The organism is Pseudaestuariivita sp. (genome assembly GCF_052825805.1).
On record NZ_JBRBVB010000014.1, the window covers coordinates 1 to 19,537 of the forward strand.

Annotated in this window: 18 protein-coding genes and 1 tRNA gene; 6 read left to right on the forward strand and 13 right to left on the reverse strand. The window is 65.6% G+C overall.

All coding sequences use genetic code 11. The features are described 5' to 3' along the window. The 4 genes from ACU0B3_RS15970 to ACU0B3_RS15985 all read left to right on the forward strand — a co-directional run. Positions 1–961 (forward strand): amidophosphoribosyltransferase (locus tag ACU0B3_RS15970; RefSeq protein WP_446261871.1); only part of this gene is annotated, 961 nt, incomplete at its 5' end. Between the two features lie 115 nt (positions 962–1,076). After that, entirely contained in the window at positions 1,077–1,310 is a 234-nt protein-coding gene (locus ACU0B3_RS15975; RefSeq protein WP_446261872.1) for an amidophosphoribosyltransferase, read from the forward strand. Positions 1,311–1,495: 185 nt separating this feature from the next. After that, complete coding sequence (speB, locus tag ACU0B3_RS15980; protein ID WP_446261873.1) at positions 1,496–2,452, forward strand: agmatinase; 957 nt, start codon at positions 1,496–1,498, stop codon at positions 2,450–2,452. A 131-nt stretch (positions 2,453–2,583) separates the two neighbouring features. Then, a complete protein-coding gene (locus tag ACU0B3_RS15985) occupies positions 2,584–4,623 on the forward strand; it encodes an ASKHA domain-containing protein (protein WP_446261874.1) in 2,040 nt (679 codons plus the stop codon). Between the two features lie 73 nt (positions 4,624–4,696). On the opposite strand, the gene ACU0B3_RS15990 is transcribed toward ACU0B3_RS15985, so the two are convergent. The 13 genes from ACU0B3_RS15990 to ACU0B3_RS16050 form a co-directional block, all read right to left on the reverse strand. Further along, complete coding sequence (locus ACU0B3_RS15990) at positions 4,697–5,818, reverse strand: cobalamin-independent methionine synthase II family protein (protein WP_446261875.1); 1,122 nt, start codon at positions 5,816–5,818, stop codon at positions 4,697–4,699. 26 nt (positions 5,819–5,844) lie between these two features. Then, positions 5,845–6,813, reverse strand: coding sequence for an ester cyclase (locus tag ACU0B3_RS15995; protein ID WP_446261876.1), 969 nt, complete (start codon positions 6,811–6,813; stop codon positions 5,845–5,847). After that, the gene (locus tag ACU0B3_RS16000) at positions 6,810–7,835 is read right to left on the reverse strand and encodes a LacI family DNA-binding transcriptional regulator (protein ID WP_446261877.1); all 1,026 of its coding nucleotides are present in this window, start codon (positions 7,833–7,835) and stop codon (positions 6,810–6,812) included. The genes ACU0B3_RS15995 and ACU0B3_RS16000 overlap by 4 nt, the downstream gene beginning before the upstream one ends. Before the next feature lie 3 nt (positions 7,836–7,838). Continuing rightward, complete coding sequence (locus tag ACU0B3_RS16005; protein ID WP_446261878.1) at positions 7,839–8,603, reverse strand: SDR family NAD(P)-dependent oxidoreductase; 765 nt, start codon at positions 8,601–8,603, stop codon at positions 7,839–7,841. After that, positions 8,600–9,604 carry an ester cyclase gene (locus ACU0B3_RS16010; RefSeq protein WP_446261879.1) on the reverse strand — a complete coding sequence of 335 codons (1,005 nt, stop codon included), beginning with the start codon at positions 9,602–9,604 and terminating at the stop codon, positions 8,600–8,602. The genes ACU0B3_RS16005 and ACU0B3_RS16010 overlap by 4 nt, the downstream gene beginning before the upstream one ends. After that, a complete protein-coding gene (gene hisD, locus ACU0B3_RS16015; RefSeq protein WP_446261880.1) occupies positions 9,601–10,914 on the reverse strand; it encodes a histidinol dehydrogenase in 1,314 nt (437 codons plus the stop codon). The genes ACU0B3_RS16010 and hisD overlap by 4 nt, the downstream gene beginning before the upstream one ends. Before the next feature lie 48 nt (positions 10,915–10,962). Continuing rightward, positions 10,963–11,487 (reverse strand): ester cyclase, encoded by a 525-nt coding sequence (locus tag ACU0B3_RS16020; protein WP_446261881.1) that lies wholly within the window; start codon positions 11,485–11,487, stop codon positions 10,963–10,965. Between the two features lie 65 nt (positions 11,488–11,552). Further along, positions 11,553–12,518, reverse strand: coding sequence for an ester cyclase (locus tag ACU0B3_RS16025; RefSeq protein WP_446261882.1), 966 nt, complete (start codon positions 12,516–12,518; stop codon positions 11,553–11,555). 42 nt (positions 12,519–12,560) lie between these two features. After that, positions 12,561–13,442 (reverse strand): carbohydrate ABC transporter permease, encoded by an 882-nt coding sequence (locus tag ACU0B3_RS16030; RefSeq protein WP_446261883.1) that lies wholly within the window; start codon positions 13,440–13,442, stop codon positions 12,561–12,563. Then, positions 13,442–14,473, reverse strand: a complete 1,032-nt coding sequence (locus tag ACU0B3_RS16035) for a carbohydrate ABC transporter permease (RefSeq protein WP_446261884.1) — start codon at positions 14,471–14,473, stop codon at positions 13,442–13,444. The genes ACU0B3_RS16030 and ACU0B3_RS16035 overlap by 1 nt, the downstream gene beginning before the upstream one ends. Before the next feature lie 109 nt (positions 14,474–14,582). Further along, positions 14,583–15,821 carry an ABC transporter substrate-binding protein gene (locus tag ACU0B3_RS16040; protein WP_446261885.1) on the reverse strand — a complete coding sequence of 413 codons (1,239 nt, stop codon included), beginning with the start codon at positions 15,819–15,821 and terminating at the stop codon, positions 14,583–14,585. A gap of 90 nt (positions 15,822–15,911) precedes the next feature. Next, a complete protein-coding gene (locus tag ACU0B3_RS16045) occupies positions 15,912–16,964 on the reverse strand; it encodes an ABC transporter ATP-binding protein (protein ID WP_446261886.1) in 1,053 nt (350 codons plus the stop codon). A 142-nt stretch (positions 16,965–17,106) separates the two neighbouring features. Next, positions 17,107–18,429: an ATP-binding protein gene (locus ACU0B3_RS16050; protein WP_446261887.1), complete on the reverse strand. Its 1,323-nt coding sequence runs from the start codon at positions 18,427–18,429 to the stop codon at positions 17,107–17,109. A gap of 42 nt (positions 18,430–18,471) precedes the next feature. Here ACU0B3_RS16050 and ACU0B3_RS16055 point away from each other — a divergent pair, with 42 nt between their 5' ends. Together ACU0B3_RS16055 and ACU0B3_RS16060 are read left to right on the forward strand one after the other, a co-directional pair. Beyond that, on the forward strand, positions 18,472–19,371 hold the full coding sequence (locus ACU0B3_RS16055; protein ID WP_446261888.1) for an MBL fold metallo-hydrolase: 900 nt from the start codon (positions 18,472–18,474) through the stop codon (positions 19,369–19,371). Positions 19,372–19,462: 91 nt separating this feature from the next. Further along, positions 19,463–19,537, forward strand: a tRNA-Asn gene (locus ACU0B3_RS16060).

Consider the following 19,537-nt stretch of genomic DNA (forward strand, 5'->3'; position numbering starts at 1 on the left):
GAAGGACGCGCTGCGCCGGGTCGAGGGCGCGTTCAGCGTGATCGCCATGACGCGCACCAAGCTGATCGGCGTGCGCGACCCGTTGGGCGTGCGGCCCCGGGTGCTGGGCCGCGTGGGCGAGGGCTGGGCCTTGGCGTCCGAGACCTGCGCGCTCGACATCATCGGCGCGGAGTTCGTCCGCGAGGTCGAGCCGGGCGAGATGGTCGTGGTCACCCCCGAGGAAGGCGTGACCTCCCACCGGCCCTTCGAGGCGTGGCCCTCGCGGTTCTGCATCTTCGAGCACGTCTACTTCAGCCGGCCCGACTCGATCCTGGGCGGGCGGTCGGTCTATTCCACGCGCGAGGCGATCGGGCGGGAGCTCGCGCGCGAGGCGCCGGTCGAGGCCGACCTCGTCTGCCCCGTGCCCGACTCGGGCACGCCCGCGGCGATCGGCTACGGGCTGGAATCGGGCATTCCCTACGCGATGGGGATCATCCGCAACCAGTACATGGGCCGCACCTTCATCGAGCCGACCGAGCAGATCCGCAACATGGGCGTACGGCTCAAGCTCAACGTCAACCGCGCCCTGATCGAGGGCAAACGCGTGATCCTCGTCGACGACAGCGTCGTGCGCGGCACAACCTCCCGCAAGATCAAGGAGATGATCCTCGACGCAGGCGCGGCGGAGGTCCACTTCCGCATCGCCTCTCCGCCCACTGCCTGGCCCTGTTTCTACGGCGTCGACACACCGCAACGCGAAAAACTGCTCGCCGCCACCATGAGCGAGGAAGAGATGCGCGACCACCTCGCCGTCGACAGCCTCAAGTTCATCTCGCTCGATGGCCTCTACCGCGCCGTCGGCGAAGCACAGGGACGCGACCCGGCCCAGCCGCAATATTGCGATGCGTGCTTTTCAGGCGAATACCCAGTCGAGCCCTCCGACCAGATCCAAAAGGGCTTCACCCTCAAGGCGGCGGAGTAGCGCTCACACTGCCGAGCACATGCGCAACGCCCCGCGCACAGCACAGCCTCCGCCTTTAGACCAGGCGCCACACCCTCTAAGCACCGCTGCACCGCAGCAGATTGGAGGGACACCAATGTCACAAGCCGGACAGCTCGCCACTGAAGAAGTCGACATGGCCCGCCGCGGCCCGCTCCTTCTCGGCACGACCATGGGCGACGCCCCGCGCGCGCTCGTGAAATTCCCCAGCGGCCGCACCCGCCTCGTGGGCAAGGGCGACCTCGTCCGCGGCCGCCGCATCCTCGCCATCGAAGAAGGCCGCATCGCGCTCGGCGGCAACGGCACCACCCGCTGGTTGACGCAGCCCTAGCCCCCATGCTCTGACTACCCCGCAAAGGCCCTCGTATCTTCTTCTGGCTAAAAATATCCCGGGGGTTTGGGGGCAGAGCCCCCAATTACAACAGCGTTTGGGGGCAGAGCCCCCAATTACAACAGCGTTTGGGGGCTGGCCCCCAATTGGAACGGGGTTTGGGGGCTGGCCCCCAAAGGCGCACCATGAGCAACACATACGACACCGGCCGCCTCGATTTGCCCTTCGTCGGCATCTCGACCTTCGGCAAACGCGCCTATGTCAGCGACTGGAGCGCCATCGACGCCGACGTCGCCATCCTCGGCGCGCCTTTTGACTTCGGCACACAATGGCGCTCGGGCGCGCGCTTCGGCCCCCGCGGTGTGCGAGAGGCGTCGACGCTCTTCTCCTTCGGCCATGCCGGCGCCTACGATCACGAGGACGACACGACCTACCTGCCCGGCTCTGTCCGAATCGTGGACATCGGCGATGCCGACATCGTGCACACAGACACTGAAAAGAGCCACGCCAACATTGAGACAGGCGTGCGCGCGATCCTTGCCGCAAACGCCCTGCCGGTGACCATCGGCGGCGATCATTCGATCAACATCCCCTGCATCCGCGCCTACGAGGGTCACGCGCCCTTCCATGTCCTGCAGATCGACGCGCATCTAGATTTCGTAGACGAACGTCACGGCGTGCGCCACGGCCACGGCAATCCGATGCGCCGCGCCGCCGAGCAGCCGCATGTCAGCGGTCTGACGCAGGTCGGCATCCGCAACGTCTCCTCCACTGCCAAGGAAGGCTATGAGGACGCGCGCAAGATGGGATCGGACATCCTCTCGGTCCGGCAGGCTCGCGCGCTCGGTCCGCAAAAACTCGCGGCCCGCATCCCCAAGGGTGTGCCCGTCTACATCACCATCGACATCGACGCCTTCTGCCCCTCGATCGCGCCCGGCACCGGCACGCCGTCGCACGGCGGCTTTCTCTATTATGACGTGCTCGAGCTGTTGCAGGAGGTCACCCGCGCTCACGAGATCGTCGGCCTCGATCTTGTCGAGGTTGCCCCCGACTACGACCCGACCGGCTCCACCTCGATCCTCGCCGCACAAGTCCTGCTCAACACGCTCGGCTTCATCTTCGCCGCCAAGGGCCGCCGCTAAGACAAAAAATGCGCTCGCATTTTTTGCGGCGCCCCACGCAAATGGCGCGACCTATCCGCCATATGCCGCGCGCTGGCTTGGCGAGGGCACCAAAATCCGGCATGTGAAGGGCGTCATCATCGAGGCGCCCCATGACCCACGACCCCCTTGTCGTCTTCACCCCGTCCGGCAAACGCGGACGCTTTCCTGTCGGCACGCCGATCCTGCAGGCCGCGCGCCAGCTCGGCGTCGACCTCGACAGCGTCTGCGGCGGGCGCGGCATCTGCTCGAAATGCCAGATCACGCCCTCCTACGGCGACTTCCCGAAACACGGGATCACCGCCGAAAAAGGCGCGCTGAGCGACTGGAACGCGGTCGAGGAACGCTACAAGTCAAAGCGCGGCCTCATCGACGGCCGCCGCCTCGGCTGTCAGGCGCAAGTCACGGGCGACATCGTCGTGGACGTGCCGCCCGAAAGCCAGGTCCACCGCCAGGTCGTCCGCAAGGAGGCCGCCGTGCGCGACATCGCAATGGCGCCGGCCACACGGCTTTTCTACATCGAGGTGGACGAGCCCGACATGCACACCCCCACCGGGGACGCCGAACGCCTGGCCCGCGCGCTCGCCGAGCAGTGGGAAATCACCGGCGCCCATGTCGCGCCGTCTCTGCTCCCGGACCTGCAAAAGGCGCTCCGCAAAGGCGACTGGAAAGTCACCGCGGCTCTGCACCTCGACCATCGGGGCGGCACGCCCACCGTCCTGCAAGTCTGGCCGGGCCTGCACGAGGACGGCATCCACGGCCTCGCCATCGACCTCGGCTCCACGACCATCGCGGCGCACCTGTGCGACCTGAAAACCGGCGCCGTCCTCGCCTCCTCCGGCGTGATGAACCCGCAAATCCGCTTCGGCGAGGACCTCATGTCGCGCGTCAGCTACGCCATGATGAACCCCGGCGGCGAAAAGGACATGACCGACGCGGTGCGCAACGCGATCAACGGACTGACCGAGAGCATCGCGACCGAGGCCGGCATCGCGCCCTCGACGATCCTCGAGACGGTGTTTGTCTGCAATCCGGTCATGCACCACCTGCTGCTTGGCATCGACCCGGTCGAGCTGGGTCAGGCGCCTTTCGCGCTGGCCACGTCCGAAAGCCTGACGCTTGGCGCGCGCGATCTGGAACTGACGGTGATGAACCCGCGCGCGCAGGTTTACATCCTGCCCTGCATCGCGGGCCACGTTGGCGCGGACGCTGCCGCCGTCGCCCTCTCCGAGGAGCCGGGCAAGCGCGATGACCTGTCGCTCGTGGTGGACGTCGGCACCAACGCCGAAATTCTGCTCGGCAACACCTCTCGCATGCTTGCCTGCTCGTCGCCCACAGGACCCGCCTTTGAAGGCGCGCAAATCAGCTCCGGCCAGCGCGCCGCGCCCGGCGCCATCGAACGGATCGAGATCGATCCGGTGACCAAAGAGCCCCGTTTCCGCGTGATCGGCTGCGACCTCTGGTCCGACGATCCGGGCTTTGACGAGGCCAGCAAAGGCAGCGGCATCACCGGCATCTGCGGCTCCGGCATCATCGAGGCCGTGGCCGAGATGCGCATGGCGGGGCTTCTCGATCCCTCCGGCCTGATCGGCTCCGCCGAAGCAACCGGCACCCCGCGCTGCATCCCAGAAGGCCGCACCTTTGCCTATGTGGTGCACGACGCCTCCGCCGACGGCGGGCCAAAGGTCACCGTGACCCAAGGCGACATCCGTGCCATCCAGCTCGCCAAATCCGCGCTCTATGCGGGTGCACGGCTGCTCATGGACGAGATGGGCGTGGACAAGGTCGACCGGGTGGTGCTTGCCGGCGCCTTCGGCGCCCACATCTCCCCGAAGCACGCGATGGTGCTGGGGATGATCCCCGACGTGCCGCTCGATCAGGTGACTTCAGCCGGGAACGCTGCAGGCACCGGCGCGCGTATCGCGCTCTGCAACATCGACGCGCGCCGCGAGATCGAAGCAACCGTCGGCGCGATCACCAAAGTCGAGACGGCCATCGAGCCGAAGTTCCAAGAGCACTTCGTCAACGCCAACGCGATCCCGCACGCCACCGACAGCTTTGCCGATCTGCGCAAGGTCGTGCCTCTGCCGGAGGTAAGCTTCAACGCGGGGGGCGCGCCCGAAGGCGGACGCCGTCGCCGTCGCCGCGCGTAAGCCCGGGATGGGTGAAATCACCCATCCTACCTGTCGCAACCTGACGTAGGATGGGTGCTCGCACCCATTCCCCTCAGGCCACCTTGGCCGCGCCTTCCGCCATCGACTTGAGCTTGGCGTAGGCGATATCCGGGTCCACCGTCCCGAAGCCCGCAAACGTGCCGAACCCGCAGTCCGAACCCGCCACGACGCGCTCGGCACCCACGATGTCCACGAACCGCTCCAGCCGCTGCGCCACTAGATCGGGGTGCTCGATGAAGTTCGTCGTCGTGTCCACCACGCCCGGCACCAGCACCTTGTCGTCCGGGATGTCCGCCTTGCGGTCGCGAAACGTCGCCCATTCATGCGCATGACGCGGGTTCGACGTCTCAAAGAGCACATACCGCGCTTTCGTGGCCATCAGCGTGTCGAACACCGTGCCCATGTCGATGTCACAGCAATGCGGCCCCTCGTAATTGCCCCAGCAGATGTGCACCCGCACCTTCTCCGCTGGCACATTCTCCAACGCATGATTCAGCGCCTCCACATGGCTCGCTGCGATCTTGAGGAACTCGTCGTCGCTCAGATCGGCAAAGAGCATGTGCCGCGACAGCGCCAGGTCCGGGCAATCGAGCTGCAGGTCCAGCCCCGCACCCACAATTGTCTCGTACTCCTCCCGCATCGCCTCGGCGAGCGCCGCCAGATACGCCTCCCGCGTCGCGTAGAAGTCGTTCTGCAGGAACAGCGAGATCACCCCCGGCGAGGCCGCGTTCATGAACCCGCGCTCTACGCCATGCTTGGCCATCGCGCCCTTCAGGTTGGCGATGTCCTTCTGCAGCTCGCCCTGCCCCTTCGACGTCACCTCTCCCACGCACATCGGGCGCGCGTATTGCGGCGTGCCGCCGTCATCGGCCAGACGCTTGAGAAAGCCCGGGAACATCTTGAGGTCCGCCGGCGCATTGCGCGGGCTGTCGCCAGCAAAGCCGGTGTAGCGGTCCTTGACGTAGGTAGCGTAGGAGATCTTGGACGTCTCCCCGTCCGAGACGATGTCCACGCCCGCCTCCGCCTGCAGGCGCACCGTCTCGTCCACCGCCTCCGTCATCGCCGCATCAAAGGCGTCCTGCTCGAACGGCTTCTCGTGCTCGCGGGCAAAGATGAAATCGACCACCTTCTGCGTGCGCGGCAGCGAGCCGACATGGGTTGTCTTGATCGGCATGGTAAATGTCTCCCTTTTCGTTGCGATCAGCCCGTGTGCAGCAGGATCTGCTTCCACACCGCCGTCTCGTCATAAAGCGTGTATTCGCGGCGCAGCCCCCAGGGCCCAAACTCCGCATGGCTCGCACCCATCACGTGCACCTCCGCCCCCGTCGGCGCGCCAAAGACGCCCCATCCGTCGTGCTTGCCGGTCAGCGACCAGCGGATCGCAGCACGCGGAGGCATCATCGCGTCCTCGCGCCCGATCTGGTGATGGATCTCGAACCTGGCCGAGGGGAAGGACGCGCGCAGTCCCATCCAGAAGCGGTCCACCGGCCCCGTGCTCATCCCCTCAACACCGCCGGCATAGGCCGACGCCACCGCCCGGTCGTACTGCGCCGGGATCACCGCCATATCCGCGCCCATGATCCGTGTCAGAATGTCGGCATACTGCGCCCCGTAGGCGTTGTCGTTCCCGCGCCCGCTATACGGCCCCGCGATATCGCGGTCCGGGTGGAACGGGTGCGGCGCCGTCTCCGCCCCGCCCTCCGTCTCGATCACCGAGCGGGCATAGTCCTTCGGGTCCCACCCAAGCTGCCGCACGATGGCGCCCTGATCGCGGATCAGCCACTCGTCGTTGATCTGATTGTCGATGGCGTGACAGTCGGCAATGATCCGGTAATTCAACGTCTTGCCCGTCGCCTTGCCATAGACGCCGTCCGCCAGATGCGTCGCGGTCGAGTGCAAACGGTGCGACGACAGCATCCCGCCTTCCGGGTCGCCGGACCAAATCACGTCCTCACCATACAGCGTGCGATCCGGGAACTCCGCCAGCGTCGCCATGGTCGCCGCGATCACCCCCTGGTTGCCGACCACCACCGACGCCGGCGAGCGCACCACGATGTTCGGCGCATAGTACTCGTGCAGCGTCGCGATCCCGCGATCTTCCCAAATCTCCTTGGTGATGCCGATGATGTAGTCGGGGAAGTCTTTGAAGCGGTTGGAAAAACCCTTCATCTTTTTGTCCTTTCAATGCCCTCGGGCAAGCGCGCAGACCCGCGCACCACCAGAGGGCTTTCAATGATGTGATGACATGTCTCTGCCGAGGGATCGGCGATCTGGCGGGTGAGCGCCGCAACGGTCGCCTCAACCATAAGGTTAGCGCGCTGGCGCACCGTCGTCAGGTCATACGCTTCCCACGCGCAGGGCGGTACGTCGTCGTAACCCACGACCGAGATGTCCGCCGGCACGTCCAGCCGCAGCGTGTGGCGCAGCGCATCCATGACCGGGAACGCCATGTGATCGTTAGCTACGAACAGCGCATCCGGGCGCTCCGCGCCGCCGCACATCTCGAGCGCCGCCTGACGCGCCCGCTCAGGCACAAAGGCACCCTCGCCGCGTGCAAACAAGGTTAATCCAGCGGCCTTTAAAGCCGCCCGCAGCCCCGCCTCGCGGTCCCGCTGGGTCGACGCGCCCTCGTATCCGGCGATGTACCCGATGCGCGTGTGACCACCCGCGATCAGGAACTCCCCGACCGCCTTGCCGCCGGCAAAGTTGTCAGACGTCACCGAGTTAACCTCCGCCCCGTCCTGCGTCCGGTTGAAAAGCACCACTGGCACGCCCTGCGCCTTGCACCGCGCCGTGAGCTCGGAACTGAGGTCGACCGAGGCCACGACGATGCCGTCGACCTGGTAGTCCAGGATCTCCTCCATCGTGCGGTCGATATGCTCGGTGGTCTTGGACACCATGAAGACGAGAACGTGATAGCCCTGATCTTTCAACGCATTGGAGAGCTTTTCCAAAGCTTCGGGGTAAAAGTAATTGTCGAGATACGCGACCACGAGACCGATGATCCGGCTCTTGCCGGTGATCAGCCCGCGCGCCAAAACATTCGGCCGGTAGCCTAGCGCATCGGCGGCATCGCGCACCTTTTTGCGGGTCGCCTCGCTGACCGACGCGCCGGGGGTGAACACACGGGAGACCGCAGACTGGCTGACGCCCGCCCGCGCTGCCACGTGATGTGCCGTCACCCGCGCCATGGATCAGTCCGCCGTCCAGCCGCCATCGACCAGCATCGACGTGCCCGTCACAAGGCTCGACGCGTCCGAGGCAAGGTAAACGGCCGCCCCCATCAGGTCCTCGACCTCGCCGATGCGACCCAGCTTGATCTTGTCCTCGACCCACGCCTTGAGCTCGGGCCGGGCGAATGTCGGGCGCGTGAGTTCCGTCACCACAAAAGTCGGCGCGATGCAGTTCACGCGGATGCGGTGCTTGCCCCACTCGATCGCCATCGCCTTGGTAAAGCCCTCGACCGCGTGCTTGGTCCCGCAATAGACCGCGCGCTCCTGTCCGCCGACCTGCGCCATTTGGCTTGTGATGTTGATCAGCGATCCAGGTTTTCCGTTCTCGATCAGCCTCTTGGCGACCGCAGTTGTCAGGAAGTATGCACCTTTAAAGTTAAGCTCTTGAACTGCATCGAAATCTTCGGAAGAAGTCTCGATGGCCGGGGTGTGCCTTGCAAGCCCGGCCGAGTTGAGGAGAATATCGTAAGGGCCTGATGCTGCGATCTTTTCCTGCATCGCAGGGATGTCCGCAACATCCAGTTCCATTGCGTCAGCCGTCAACCCTTCGCCGCGCAACTCTGCCACCGCCTCTTCCAGCTTGTCCTTGCGGCGCGCAGCAAGCGTCACCGCAGCGCCAGCACGTGCAAGCGCCACGCCGCAGGCAAGGCCGATCCCGGACGAGGCGCCGGCGACAAGCGCGCGGCGGCCTTCCAGCGAGAACGAAGGTGTCTTTGGCAAGCTCATCGGCAATCTCCCATGACGTCGCGCATCCGCCGGAACACATCGAGGCCAAGTTGATGGTAAAGGTGAAGAAGGTCCACCAACACCCAGTTTTCACGTATTTTTCCGCGTTCCAGCCTCCAGAAGTCGAGGCTGCGCAAAAACACCTTTTGCCCCGTACCCGGCAGCCCGAGCCAGCCTGCGCCGGTCAGTGTCTGCGCCATGTTGGGCCAGCCTGTCACGCCCACGTACTGCCCTTCGGCAAAGAAGTGGTGCTGCGTTTCACCGGCGTGGGTGCCGCGGTCCGGCATGGCCTCGAGAAACGGGCGTTGGTGATGGGCGCGGAAGGCTTCGATGCCGCGGGCAGTGCCGATGCCGGAGGGACCGTACCAGGACATGTCCTTGTGCCAGAACCTCGGCATCTCCATCGCCTCGGGCGGCTCCTTGGGATGCCGGATCATGGCCGTGAGCATATCGATGACGTGCTGGCGCGATGCCTCAGACGCGTCTGCGTCGTGCGGCCCCAGACCGTCCTGGGTTGCAGGTCCCGGCACGTGCCATTCACGCCCCAAGGCAGGCGCCATCGGCCAGACACGCGCTTGAAGCATCACTTCAGGAATGTCCCACAACGCCTGGATTTCGAAGACTTTACCGCCTTCGAAACGATAGAACTCGTGAAAGCGCATATGCACTAGGTGGCCGGTTGCGGGGATGCCCAGCCAGTCGCTGTCGAAAAGGCCGATGTAGCTGCCGCAGCAGCCCACCCAAGCGGCGCCGTCCTCGTCTTCACCAGCGATCACGATGGTGTCGCGGCGCTCGAGGTCGGGCCAGGCGCGCAGGAGCGGCGCATAGAGGCGCTCCCAGATCGTCTCCACCCCGGTCTGGTCGCCGAAGGGATGCCCATAGCGGCCAAGCACTTTCTCCGAGCAAGCCACCGCCAGAGCCGCACGCGCATCGTCGTGCTGGCCGGCTGACAGGGCCTGCCGGAAGGGCGCGAGAGCCGCCTTATGGGCGTCCGTGCTCACTCGGCAGCAGCACCGTAAGGCACGTTCTGCCCGCCGTAGCGGCGCACGCGCACGTTGGCCTGTTCGGCGTGGCCGACGAACCCTTCGAGCATACACAGACGCGAGCAATAGGCTCCGATCTCGGCGGCAGCGGCGTCGGTGGTGACTTTCTGGTAGCTGTGAGTTTTCAGGAACTTACCGACCCAGAGACCGCCCGTGTACCGCCCGGCCTTTTTGGTGGGGAGCGTGTGGTTGGTGCCGATGACCTTGTCCCCGTTCGCGACGTTGGTGCGGGGGCCGAGGAAGAGCGCGCCGTAGGAGTGCATGTTCTCGAGGAACCAGTCGTCGCGGTCGGTCATCACCTGCACGTGTTCGGAGGCGATGTCGTTGGCGACTTCGAGCATCTCGTCGTAACTGTCGCACAGGATCACCTCGCCGTACTCCTCCCAGGATTTCGAGGCGGTGTCGGCGGTGGGCAGCATGGTGAGGATGCGGTCGATCTCGGTCAGGGTCTCGCGCGCGAGTTTCTCGGAGTTGGTGACGAGTACGGCGGGCGAATTGTAACCGTGTTCGGCCTGTCCAAGCAGGTCGGTGGCGCAAAGCTCGGCGTCGGCGGCGGTCTCGTCCGCGATCACCATGGTTTCGGTCGGGCCGGCAAAAAGGTCGATGCCGACGCGGCCGTAGAGCTGACGCTTGGCCTCGGCGACAAAGGCGTTGCCGGGGCCGACGAGCATGTGCACGGGCTCGATCGTCTCGGTGCCGATGGCCATGGCGCCGACGGCCTGGATGCCGCCGAGCACGTAGATTTCGTGCGCGCCGCCGAGGTGCATGGCGGTCACCACGGCGGGGTTCGGCTTGCCCTGCCAGGGCGGGGTGGCGGCGATGATGCGCGGCACGCCCGCGACGGAGGCGGTCGCGACGGACATGTGGGCGGAGGCGACCATGGGGAACTTGCCGCCCGGCACGTAGCAGCCGACCGATTGCACGGGGATGTTCTTGTGGCCGAGGATGACGCCGGGCATGGGCTCGACCTCGATGTCGAGCATCGAGTCGCGCTGTGCCTGGGCAAAGTTGCGCACCTGCTCCTGGGCGAACTTGATGTCGGCCATGTCGCGGTCGGAGACTTCGGCCATCAGCGCCTCGATCTCGGATTGGCTGAGCTTGAAGCTGTCCGGCGCGTAGCCGTCGAACTTTTCCGACAGGGACCGCACGGTGGCGTCGCCGCCGGTTTCGATGTCCTTGAGGGTTTGCTCGACGATGGCGCGCACTTTGCTGTCGTCTTCGGCGCGGTCGCCTTCGGATTTGGCGGTCTTGAGATGGGTGATGGCCATGTCAGGCTCCTTTGGCAGAGAGGCCCCGGGGCAAGCCCGGGGCGTGTGTCACGGGGATGGCGGGGTCTTGTCGCCGCGGTCGAAGGCTTCCCAGCCCTCGCCCTGAAAGACGTCACGTCCGAGTTGCGCGAGTACATGGGGGAAGTCGACCATGACGTAATTGTCGGTGATCCGGCCGTCCTCGACCTTCCAGAAATCCATGTACCGGATTTCGATGCGTTTGCCGGTGGCGGGGATGCCCATGAAAGGGCCGCCGTGGGTCGCCTCCTGCCGGCCGAAGGCGGCCGCCCATTCGCCCATGTAGAGCCGCGCCTCGTCGATGCAGACCTTGTCGTGGAACGCCGCCTGGAAGGGCTTTTGCCAGTTGTTCTGGAAGGCTTGCAGGCCGTGTTTCGTGCCGCACCCCTGGTTGCCCATCCAGCGGAAGCTTTCGGCAAAGAACTCCCCGATGTCGCCGATGCGGTGGTCGTTGAGGCCGTCGACCATGCCTTCGATCACGCGGCGGGTTTCCTCGGTCTTGGAGAGATCCGTGTCGCGGGTGAGGATTGCTTGGTCTGGGCGGGCGCCTGGCATGGGGAGGTCATCGCGTTTTGTGGCCGGGGGGAGCCTCCGGCGGGAGTTTATTTGGGAAGATGAAGCTAGGAGGGGCTCTCCAAGAGGGTCACCCCGAGTTGATCCAGAACGTGAGGAATGTCGACGAAGACCCAGTTTTCTCTGAGTTTATCGCCTTCGACGCGCCACCAGTCGCTGACGCGCATGAAGAGGCGTTTGCCGCTTGCGGGCACGCCCAGGAAGGCTCCGGTCTGCACGCCTGTCAGGGAGGGCCAACCGCCCGAGCAGACGTAGGCTCCGTCGCCGAACCGGGTGAAGTGGTGGGTCATGCCGTTGCCGGCCGAGCCGCCGGACCATCCCGCGAACGCGCCTTCGAACGGGACCTGGAAGCGCTGGAAGCCCTCGATGCCGACAAACGAGCCGAAGGCGCCGGGTCCGTACCAGATCATGTGGTCGTGCCAGTAGGGCCGCCATGCTTCGTCCGGTGTGGCAAGCCCTGCAAGCATGTCGGTGACCATCCGGTAGGATGTCGCGCCCTGCGCCGGGTCCTGCTCCGCCCAGAGGAGCCCGTCTTGCGTCATCGGTCCGGGCTGAAGTCCTGTGAAGCCGCGCGTGGCGCCGGGGCTTTCGGCGATAGGCCACTGGCCGCATGCGATCATCAGCTCGGGGATATCGAGGAAGACGAAGCTTTGCACCGCCCGGCCGTTCTCGATCCGGTGAAACTCGCCAAAGCGCAGCCATGCAAGCTCTCCGGTGGGCGCGATCCCGAGCCAGGGCTTGTCGAATTGACCGCAATAATAGCCCGTGCTCGACACCCAGTCGGCGTCCTCGAACGCGCCGGCCATCGCGATGTAGTCGCTCCGGGTCAGGCAGGAAAAGCTGCCGTGGAGGCTGTCCAGCAGCGCCTGCTGGCTCGACGTATTGAACGGGTGCACGATCTCGACCGCGGCCTTGGGCGCGAAGAAGGCGGCGCAGGCGGCGCCATGTGCGCCCGCATCCGCGCTTGCATACGTTTGCACGTAGCGCCGGAAGGTGTCGCGCGAGCTTTGCATCGGGTTGGCGTGCCTCGTTTCGTTTGGTGCCGGGCCCGCGGGTCAGCCTTTGACGGCGCCCGCGGTCAGGCCGGCGACGATGTGGCGCTGGAAGAACATCACCAGGATGAAGAGCGGCGCGGTGGCCGAGACCACGGCGGCGACGGCGAACATCACGTTGCCCTCGGTCTGCGTCGTGCCGAGGAAGGCGTTGATCGCGGGCACCATCGTCCGGTTGCTTTCCGACAGGAGCATCGTCGTCACCGCAAAGTCGTTATAGGCCAGCAGGAACGAGAAGAGCCCGGTGGTGATCACCCCCGGCCACATCACCGGCATGATCACGAGACGGAACGCCTGGAACTGGGTGCAGCCGTCGACCTTGGCCGACTCGTCGAGGTCCTGCGGGATCTTCTGGAAGAACGAGTTGAGCATCCAGAGCGTGAACGGCTGGTTGATCGCCACGAGCACGATGATCGCCGTCGGCAGGTACCCCCAGACGTTGTACTGGAAGAACGGTGGCAGGTAGCCCGAGACCAGCGTGATCGGCGGCATGGCGCGGAAGATCAGCGCGATGATCAAGAGCCAGAAGACGTAGTTGTAAGACGAGCGCGACAGGGCGTAGGCGCCGAGCGTGCCGATGGTGAGCGAGGTCGTCACCACAAAGAGGCACACAAGGAGCGTGTTGATGACGTTGCGCCAGAACTCCTCCTTGATCCAGGCGCCTTCGTAGCCGACCCCCGTAAAGGGCGAGCCGTAGGTGCGCTCCGTATTTTCGCCGGTCAGCGCGTTGGTCCAGTCGGCGATCGAGAAGAAGTCGAGCTCGATCTTGAAGGACCCCCAGAGCGTCCAGACGAAGGGGAAGGCCGCCATCACCAGCCAGATGGAGATGAAGGCGACGGAGGTGACCTTGAGCCAGGTGGGGCGGTATTTCGCTTGGGTCGACATCAGGCGGTTTTCCCTTTGAAGTCACGCCAGGTGCGCACAAGTACGGGGCTGAGCAGGATCGCAACGCCGATGATCGTCAGCACAGACGTTGTGGCGGCGGCGGTGAGCTGGCGGGTCTCGCCGCCCAGGTCGTTGAAGATGATCCAGCTGAGCGAGGTCGCGTGCGCCTCGGCGGCAAAGCCGATGATCGGCTCGAAGACGCGGAAGTTGTCCATGAGCTGGAAGAGCGCCACGAATGTCACGAGCGGCGCGAGGTGCGGGATCACGACAAACCGGATTTGCTGCCATCGCGTTGCGCCGTCGATCTGCGCAGATTCCAGCGTGTCCTGCGGCACTGTCTGCAGGCCGGCGTAGAACACCACAAAGGCAAACGGCGCGGACGACCAGATGCCGTAGACGATCAGCGATATCCACATCAGCGGCGTCGACGCCTTGAGCGAAAGCGTCGGATCGTTGGCGAGGTACGAGATCAGGTTCCCGAGCACCCCGCGGCTGTCGATCATCCAGAAGAGAACGAGCGCGCCGACGAGCGGCGTCACGATCATCGGCAGGAGCGACAGGAAGATCACGACCCCCTTGATCCGCTGGGTCAGCGAGTTGACCCCCACGGCGATGGCAAAGCCGAGCATGATCAGGAGCGGCGTGCAGACAAAGGTGTAGGTGAGCGTGAAGGCCAGCGCGCGGTAGAACGGCAGGTTGCGCAGCTGCGAGAAGAATTCGCCAAAGCTGCCGGACGTGCGCCACGCCTCGCCGACTTCGGCAAAGGCGAGGTGACCGCGGTCACCGTAGATGTCAAAGCCGACGAACCGGCCGAGCGGGCGCTCTTCGCGCAGGGCAGCGGTTGCGTCCTGGTCGATGCTCGTAGACGTGGTGCAGCCGACAAGCGGCACGCAGTTTTCGGTTTCGATCAGCACCGCCTCGTGCGGCACAAAGAAGGATTGCGTGACGACGGACACGATGGGTGCGGCGATAAAGACCAGCATCGCAATGGCCGTGGGCGCAAAGAACCAAAAGAACGTGCGGTGTTTCATGGGGCTGGCCTCGTCCAAGAGAGGGTCCCGTCCCGTGCCTGACCCGGGACCTCTGCGCCAGCGCGGCGCGAGGTCCCGGATCGTGGTCCGGGACGGGGGTGGGGTCCGCTTACTGCAGGAAGCCCTTTTCGCGCGCCGCGGCGCGGTAGGCTGCCTCGACATCGGCGAGCGCCTGCTCGGCCGATTCCGAGCCGTTCATGAAGTCGGTCAGCTCAGCGCCGAGGGCGGTGTGCATCAGACCCATGTAGGGCAGCATCGGGTACGGGATCGAGCCCGCCTGCGCCGCCGCGAAGACGCCTTCGGCGGCTTCGGTCGGCTGGTAGCCGTCGATCAGCCAGACGGCCTGCTTGGAGGTCTCTTCATCCTCGAGGATCGCCGGACGGATCGCGTGCTTGAGCGCCAAGAAGGTCGCCTCGGCCTCTTCGTCCGAGATGTTCTTGGCCACGGTCCAGCCGTCCCACCAGAGCGTCGTCGCCGGGGTGTCGCCGCCGCCCACGGTCATCGGGCCTGCGATGGCGAAGCCGTCGATCACTTCCTGCGGCACACCGTCGGCGTCGGTCATGGTCGCGGCGCGGCTGCCCCACATGTTCATGAGGGCGACGTTGCCGGCGCGGAACTCGGCGTTGGTGGCGTTCGAGTCGTGGGTCAGGAAGTCGGGGTTCATGTACTCCGACAGCGCCTTCATCATCTCGAGCGCCTTGACACCTTCCTCGCCGCTGATGGTCGGCTCAGCCGAGCCGTCGGCGAAATGCTGACCACCGAAGCCGAGGAACATGTTGTTGAATTCCTGGGCAAGGTTCCAGCCGGCCTTGTAGGCGCCGCCAACCGGGTTCTCCGCGAGGCCCTGCTCACGCAGCACCTTGGCGGCTTCGAGCATTTCCTCGTAGGTGGTCGGGACCTCGAGGCCGGCCGCTTCGAGCAGGTCCGCGCGGTAGACGAGGTGCTGCGCGTTCGCCATGAACGCCACCGCCATCACGTTGCCGTTGAGGGTGATCAGCTGACCTTGCGAGATGCCGTCACCGTGCTTGGCAATCAGGTCGTCGAGCGGACGGATGACGTCTTCGTTCATCAGCGCCACGATGGAGGAGTTGGCGATGATCGCCGAGGTGTACTCCGCCGGGTTGCCCGACATGCCGGCCAGGTTGATCTTCTGGTGGTCGGCGGTGAGGTTGGTGGTCACCTCGCCGCCTGCGCATTCCTGCGCGCCAGCGCCGACGGTCTGGATCGCCGGGAATTCGTTGCCGACAATCGACACGCGCGCCTCGATGGAGCAGCCGTGGCCGTCCGCATACGCCAGTGTCGAGGTCGTCGCGAGCACTGCGGCCAGCGCAACTTTCTTCATGAACATGGTTGGTTTCTCCCTTGGTGTGTGGGTGCGTCTTCGAAGTCCGCACCCGGGTTCCCCCGAGGCTCGGCCCCGGGAAAGACGTGACGGGCGTCAGCCCGTGATCCGCGCACCGTCGTCCTTGCGGAAGAGGTGGCAAATAGCGGCAGGCACGGAGATTTTCACGGTATCCCCAATGCTTGCGCGGTATTCTTTATGCGCCTTGACGTTGACCTGGTGGCCGTCGACCCGCACCGTGGCCATGGTCGCATCCCCCAAAAGCTCCATCGAGTAGACGCCGGCCTCGATCCCGCTCGCAAGCGTCTCGGTGACCTCCGCGTCCTCCGCCCGGAACCCCAGCGTGATCGGACCGTCCGGCCCGGTGAGCCCTGTGATCTCCGTCCCCTCGGCGCGGAACGTCCCGCCCGTGAGCGTGCCGTCGATCAGGTTCATCGCCGGGTTGCCGATAAAGCTCGCCACAAACGTGTTGGCCGGGTTGTCGTAGATCTCCGTCGGGCTGCCGACCTGCTGCACGACGCCCTTGTTCATCACCACGACGCGGTCGGCGAGCGTCATCGCCTCGATCTGGTCGTGGGTCACATAGACCGTGGTGACCTGCAGCTCGTGGCTGAGGTTCTTGATCTGCGCACGGGTCGAGACGCGCAGCTTGGCGTCGAGGTTAGAGAGCGGCTCGTCCATCAGGAAGACGTTCGGTTCCCGCACGATCGCCCGCGCCAGCGCCACCCGCTGCCGCTGGCCACCCGACAGCGCGGCGGGCTTGCGGTGGAGGAAGTCCGTCAGCTCGACCATCTCGGCCGCCTTCATCACGCGCGCGTCGTGCTCGGAGGCGTCGACCTTGCGCACGCGGAGCGGGAAGCGGATGTTCTCGTAGACATTGAGGTTCGGGTAAAGGCCGTAGCTCTGGAACACCATCGCCACGTCGCGGTCCTTGGGTTCGAGATCATTGACCACCTGGTCGCCGATCCAGATCTCGCCTTCGGTCACCTCCTCGAGGCCGGCGATCATCCGCATCGTCGTCGTCTTGCCGCAGCCTGACGGCCCGAGCAGCACGAGGAATTCGCGATCCGCGATCGTCAGGTCAAAATTCTCGACCCCGACAAAGGATCCCCACCGCTTGCTCAGATTGCGCAGCTGGATTTCGGCCATGTGTCTCCCCCCGGTCGTTCACAGCAGTGTGACGATCCCCCGAACAAGGCACAAGCGCCAACCGTTTGGCAAGTGCTTTTTGCAAACGTATGCAAAGAGCCGGCCGGAGGACCTGCCGACGCGCCGAATTTGAGACTTTGGCCTAGCGCGCCAGCACGATGTCCGCCTGCAGCCCGCCGAGCCGCGCAGAGTCCCCTAGCACCAGCACGCCGCCATGCGCACGGGCGATGTCGGCGGCAATCGTCAGGCCCAGCCCCGCGCCCGAGCCGCGGTCCTGGTTGCGCGCGGGATCGAGCCGGGTGAACGGGCGCACCGCATCCTCGCGCGCGTGTTCGGGAATGCCGGGACCGTCGTCCTCCACCCGGAACCGCACCGAAGCGTCGGTGATCTCGACCGACACTTCGGCCTTGCTCCCGTAGCGCACCGCGTTGCCGATGAGGTTCTCGAGTGCGCGGCGTAGCGCGATCGGACGGGCGGTGATCTGCCCTGCCCCGCTGGTGTCTTGCAACGTCACATCCGTCCGCCCGCGCTGCGCGTCCGCCACCACTTGCGCGGCAAAGGCCGCCGGGTCCAGCGCCTCGGCCTCCCCCGAGGCCGCATCCCCCCGGGCAAAGCTCAGGAACTCGTCGACTAAGTGCTCCATATCCTCCACATCGCGCGCCATCGCGGCGATCTCGGGATCATGCTCCTGCATCGACAGCCCCAGCTTGAGCCGCGTCAGCGGCGTGCGCAGGTCATGGCTGACGCCGGACAGCATCCGCGTGCGCTGCTCGATCTGCCGTTCGATCCGCGCCCGCATGTCGAGAAATGCCGTCCCGGCCTCGCGCACTTCGATGGCACCGGACGGCTTGTAAGGCACCCGCTGCCCCCTACCAAAGGCGCTCGCCGCGTGCGCCAGCCGCGTGATCGGGCGCAGCTGCCCGCGCAGGTAAAGGAACGCGATGATGGTAAAGAGCACGCCGAACACGATCATGTTGACGAGCAGCTGGTGCGGGTTCGAGGCGGACACGCGCCGCCGGTCAAACTCGATATGCAACGGGCCTTGCGCTGTCTCCAGCACCGCGATCACATCCCGTTCCGTCGGCAGGCGTACATATTGCAGCGACGGGACTTGCGCCTGCATCTCGCGCATGACGATCCCGCCCGTCAGGTCGTACCACACCCGGTCCGGTCCCAGATCGCGCTCCAACGTCTCCCCCGGCGGCCGCACCGTATAGCCCAGCTCGGCGATCAGCGCCGCCAGATCGCCCTGCCCCGGGTCCGCACCCGCCTCGATCCGCGCCGCAAAAAGGTTCAGCTCGCGCGCAATCGACTCGACCATTTGCTCGGTCACACCCGCAAAATGGCGCTGCACGAACACGACGGACACGACCAGCTGCACCGTCAGCACTGGCAGCACCACAATCAGCGCCGCCCGCCCGAAAAGCGTGCGCGGCATATAGCGTTTGAGCCAGGAAAACGTCATGGTCCACACCTAAGCGCGAGGTGTGGCGAAAGGAAACGCAAAGTGCAGACCACAACGCCTAAAGAGCTGGAGCCGGGCCTCCGTCTGCTGCGCGCGCCCAACCCCTCACCCATGACCGAGCGCGGCACGAACACCTACCTGATCGGCACGCGCGGCATCGCCGTCGTCGACCCCGGGCCTGAGGATCCCGCGCATCTCGCCGCGATCGAAGCAGCTCTTACGCCGGGCCAGCACATCTCCCACGTACTTGTCACGCATGCCCACCTCGACCATTCGCCGCTGGCCGCCCCCCTCGCCACGAGGCATGGCGCCAAGGTCCACGCCTTCGGCAAGGCCCGCGACGGATTGAGCGCAGTCATGCAAGACCTCCTCTCCTCCGGCATGGCCGGCGGCGGTGAAGGTATCGACGCGGGCTTTGCACCCGACATCCGCCTCGCGGACGGAGAGGACGTGGCCGGCGACGGATGGACACTCACCGCGCTCCACACCCCCGGCCACATCGGCAACCACCTGTGTTTTCTCGGGGATGGCTTTGCGCTCAGCGGCGATCACGTCATGGGATGGGCGACCTCGCTCGTGTCTCCGCCTGACGGCGATCTGACAGACTTCATGGCCTCCTGCGCGCGCCTCCGCGAGGCTTGCGCCACACGCGGCATTGCCCGGCTCTACCCCGGCCACGGAGACCCCGTCCCGGACGCCTTGACCCGCATCGACGCGCTTGTCGCGCACCGCCAGATGCGGGAGGCGCAAATCCTCGCCGCCCTCGCCTCCGGCCCCGCAACCGCCGCGGATCTGGCGGCCCGCATCTACACCGAGGTCGATCCGCGCCTTTTGCCCGCCGCCACCCGCAACGTCCTCGCCCACCTCATCGACCTCACGGTCCGAGACACCGTCACCCCCACCGGTCCCCTCCGCGAAACCGCCACCTTCGCCTTGCGCTGAGCGCACCTCACGGTTTCTGCACGCCCGCACATTTTCCACCCCAAAACCCTCTGGACGCCGCAAAAAGTCATTGCTAGAAGCCCCCCACGGTTCCGGCGTAGCTCAGCGGTAGAGCAGTTGACTGTTAATCAATTGGTCGTAGGTTCGATCCCTACCGCCGGAGCCA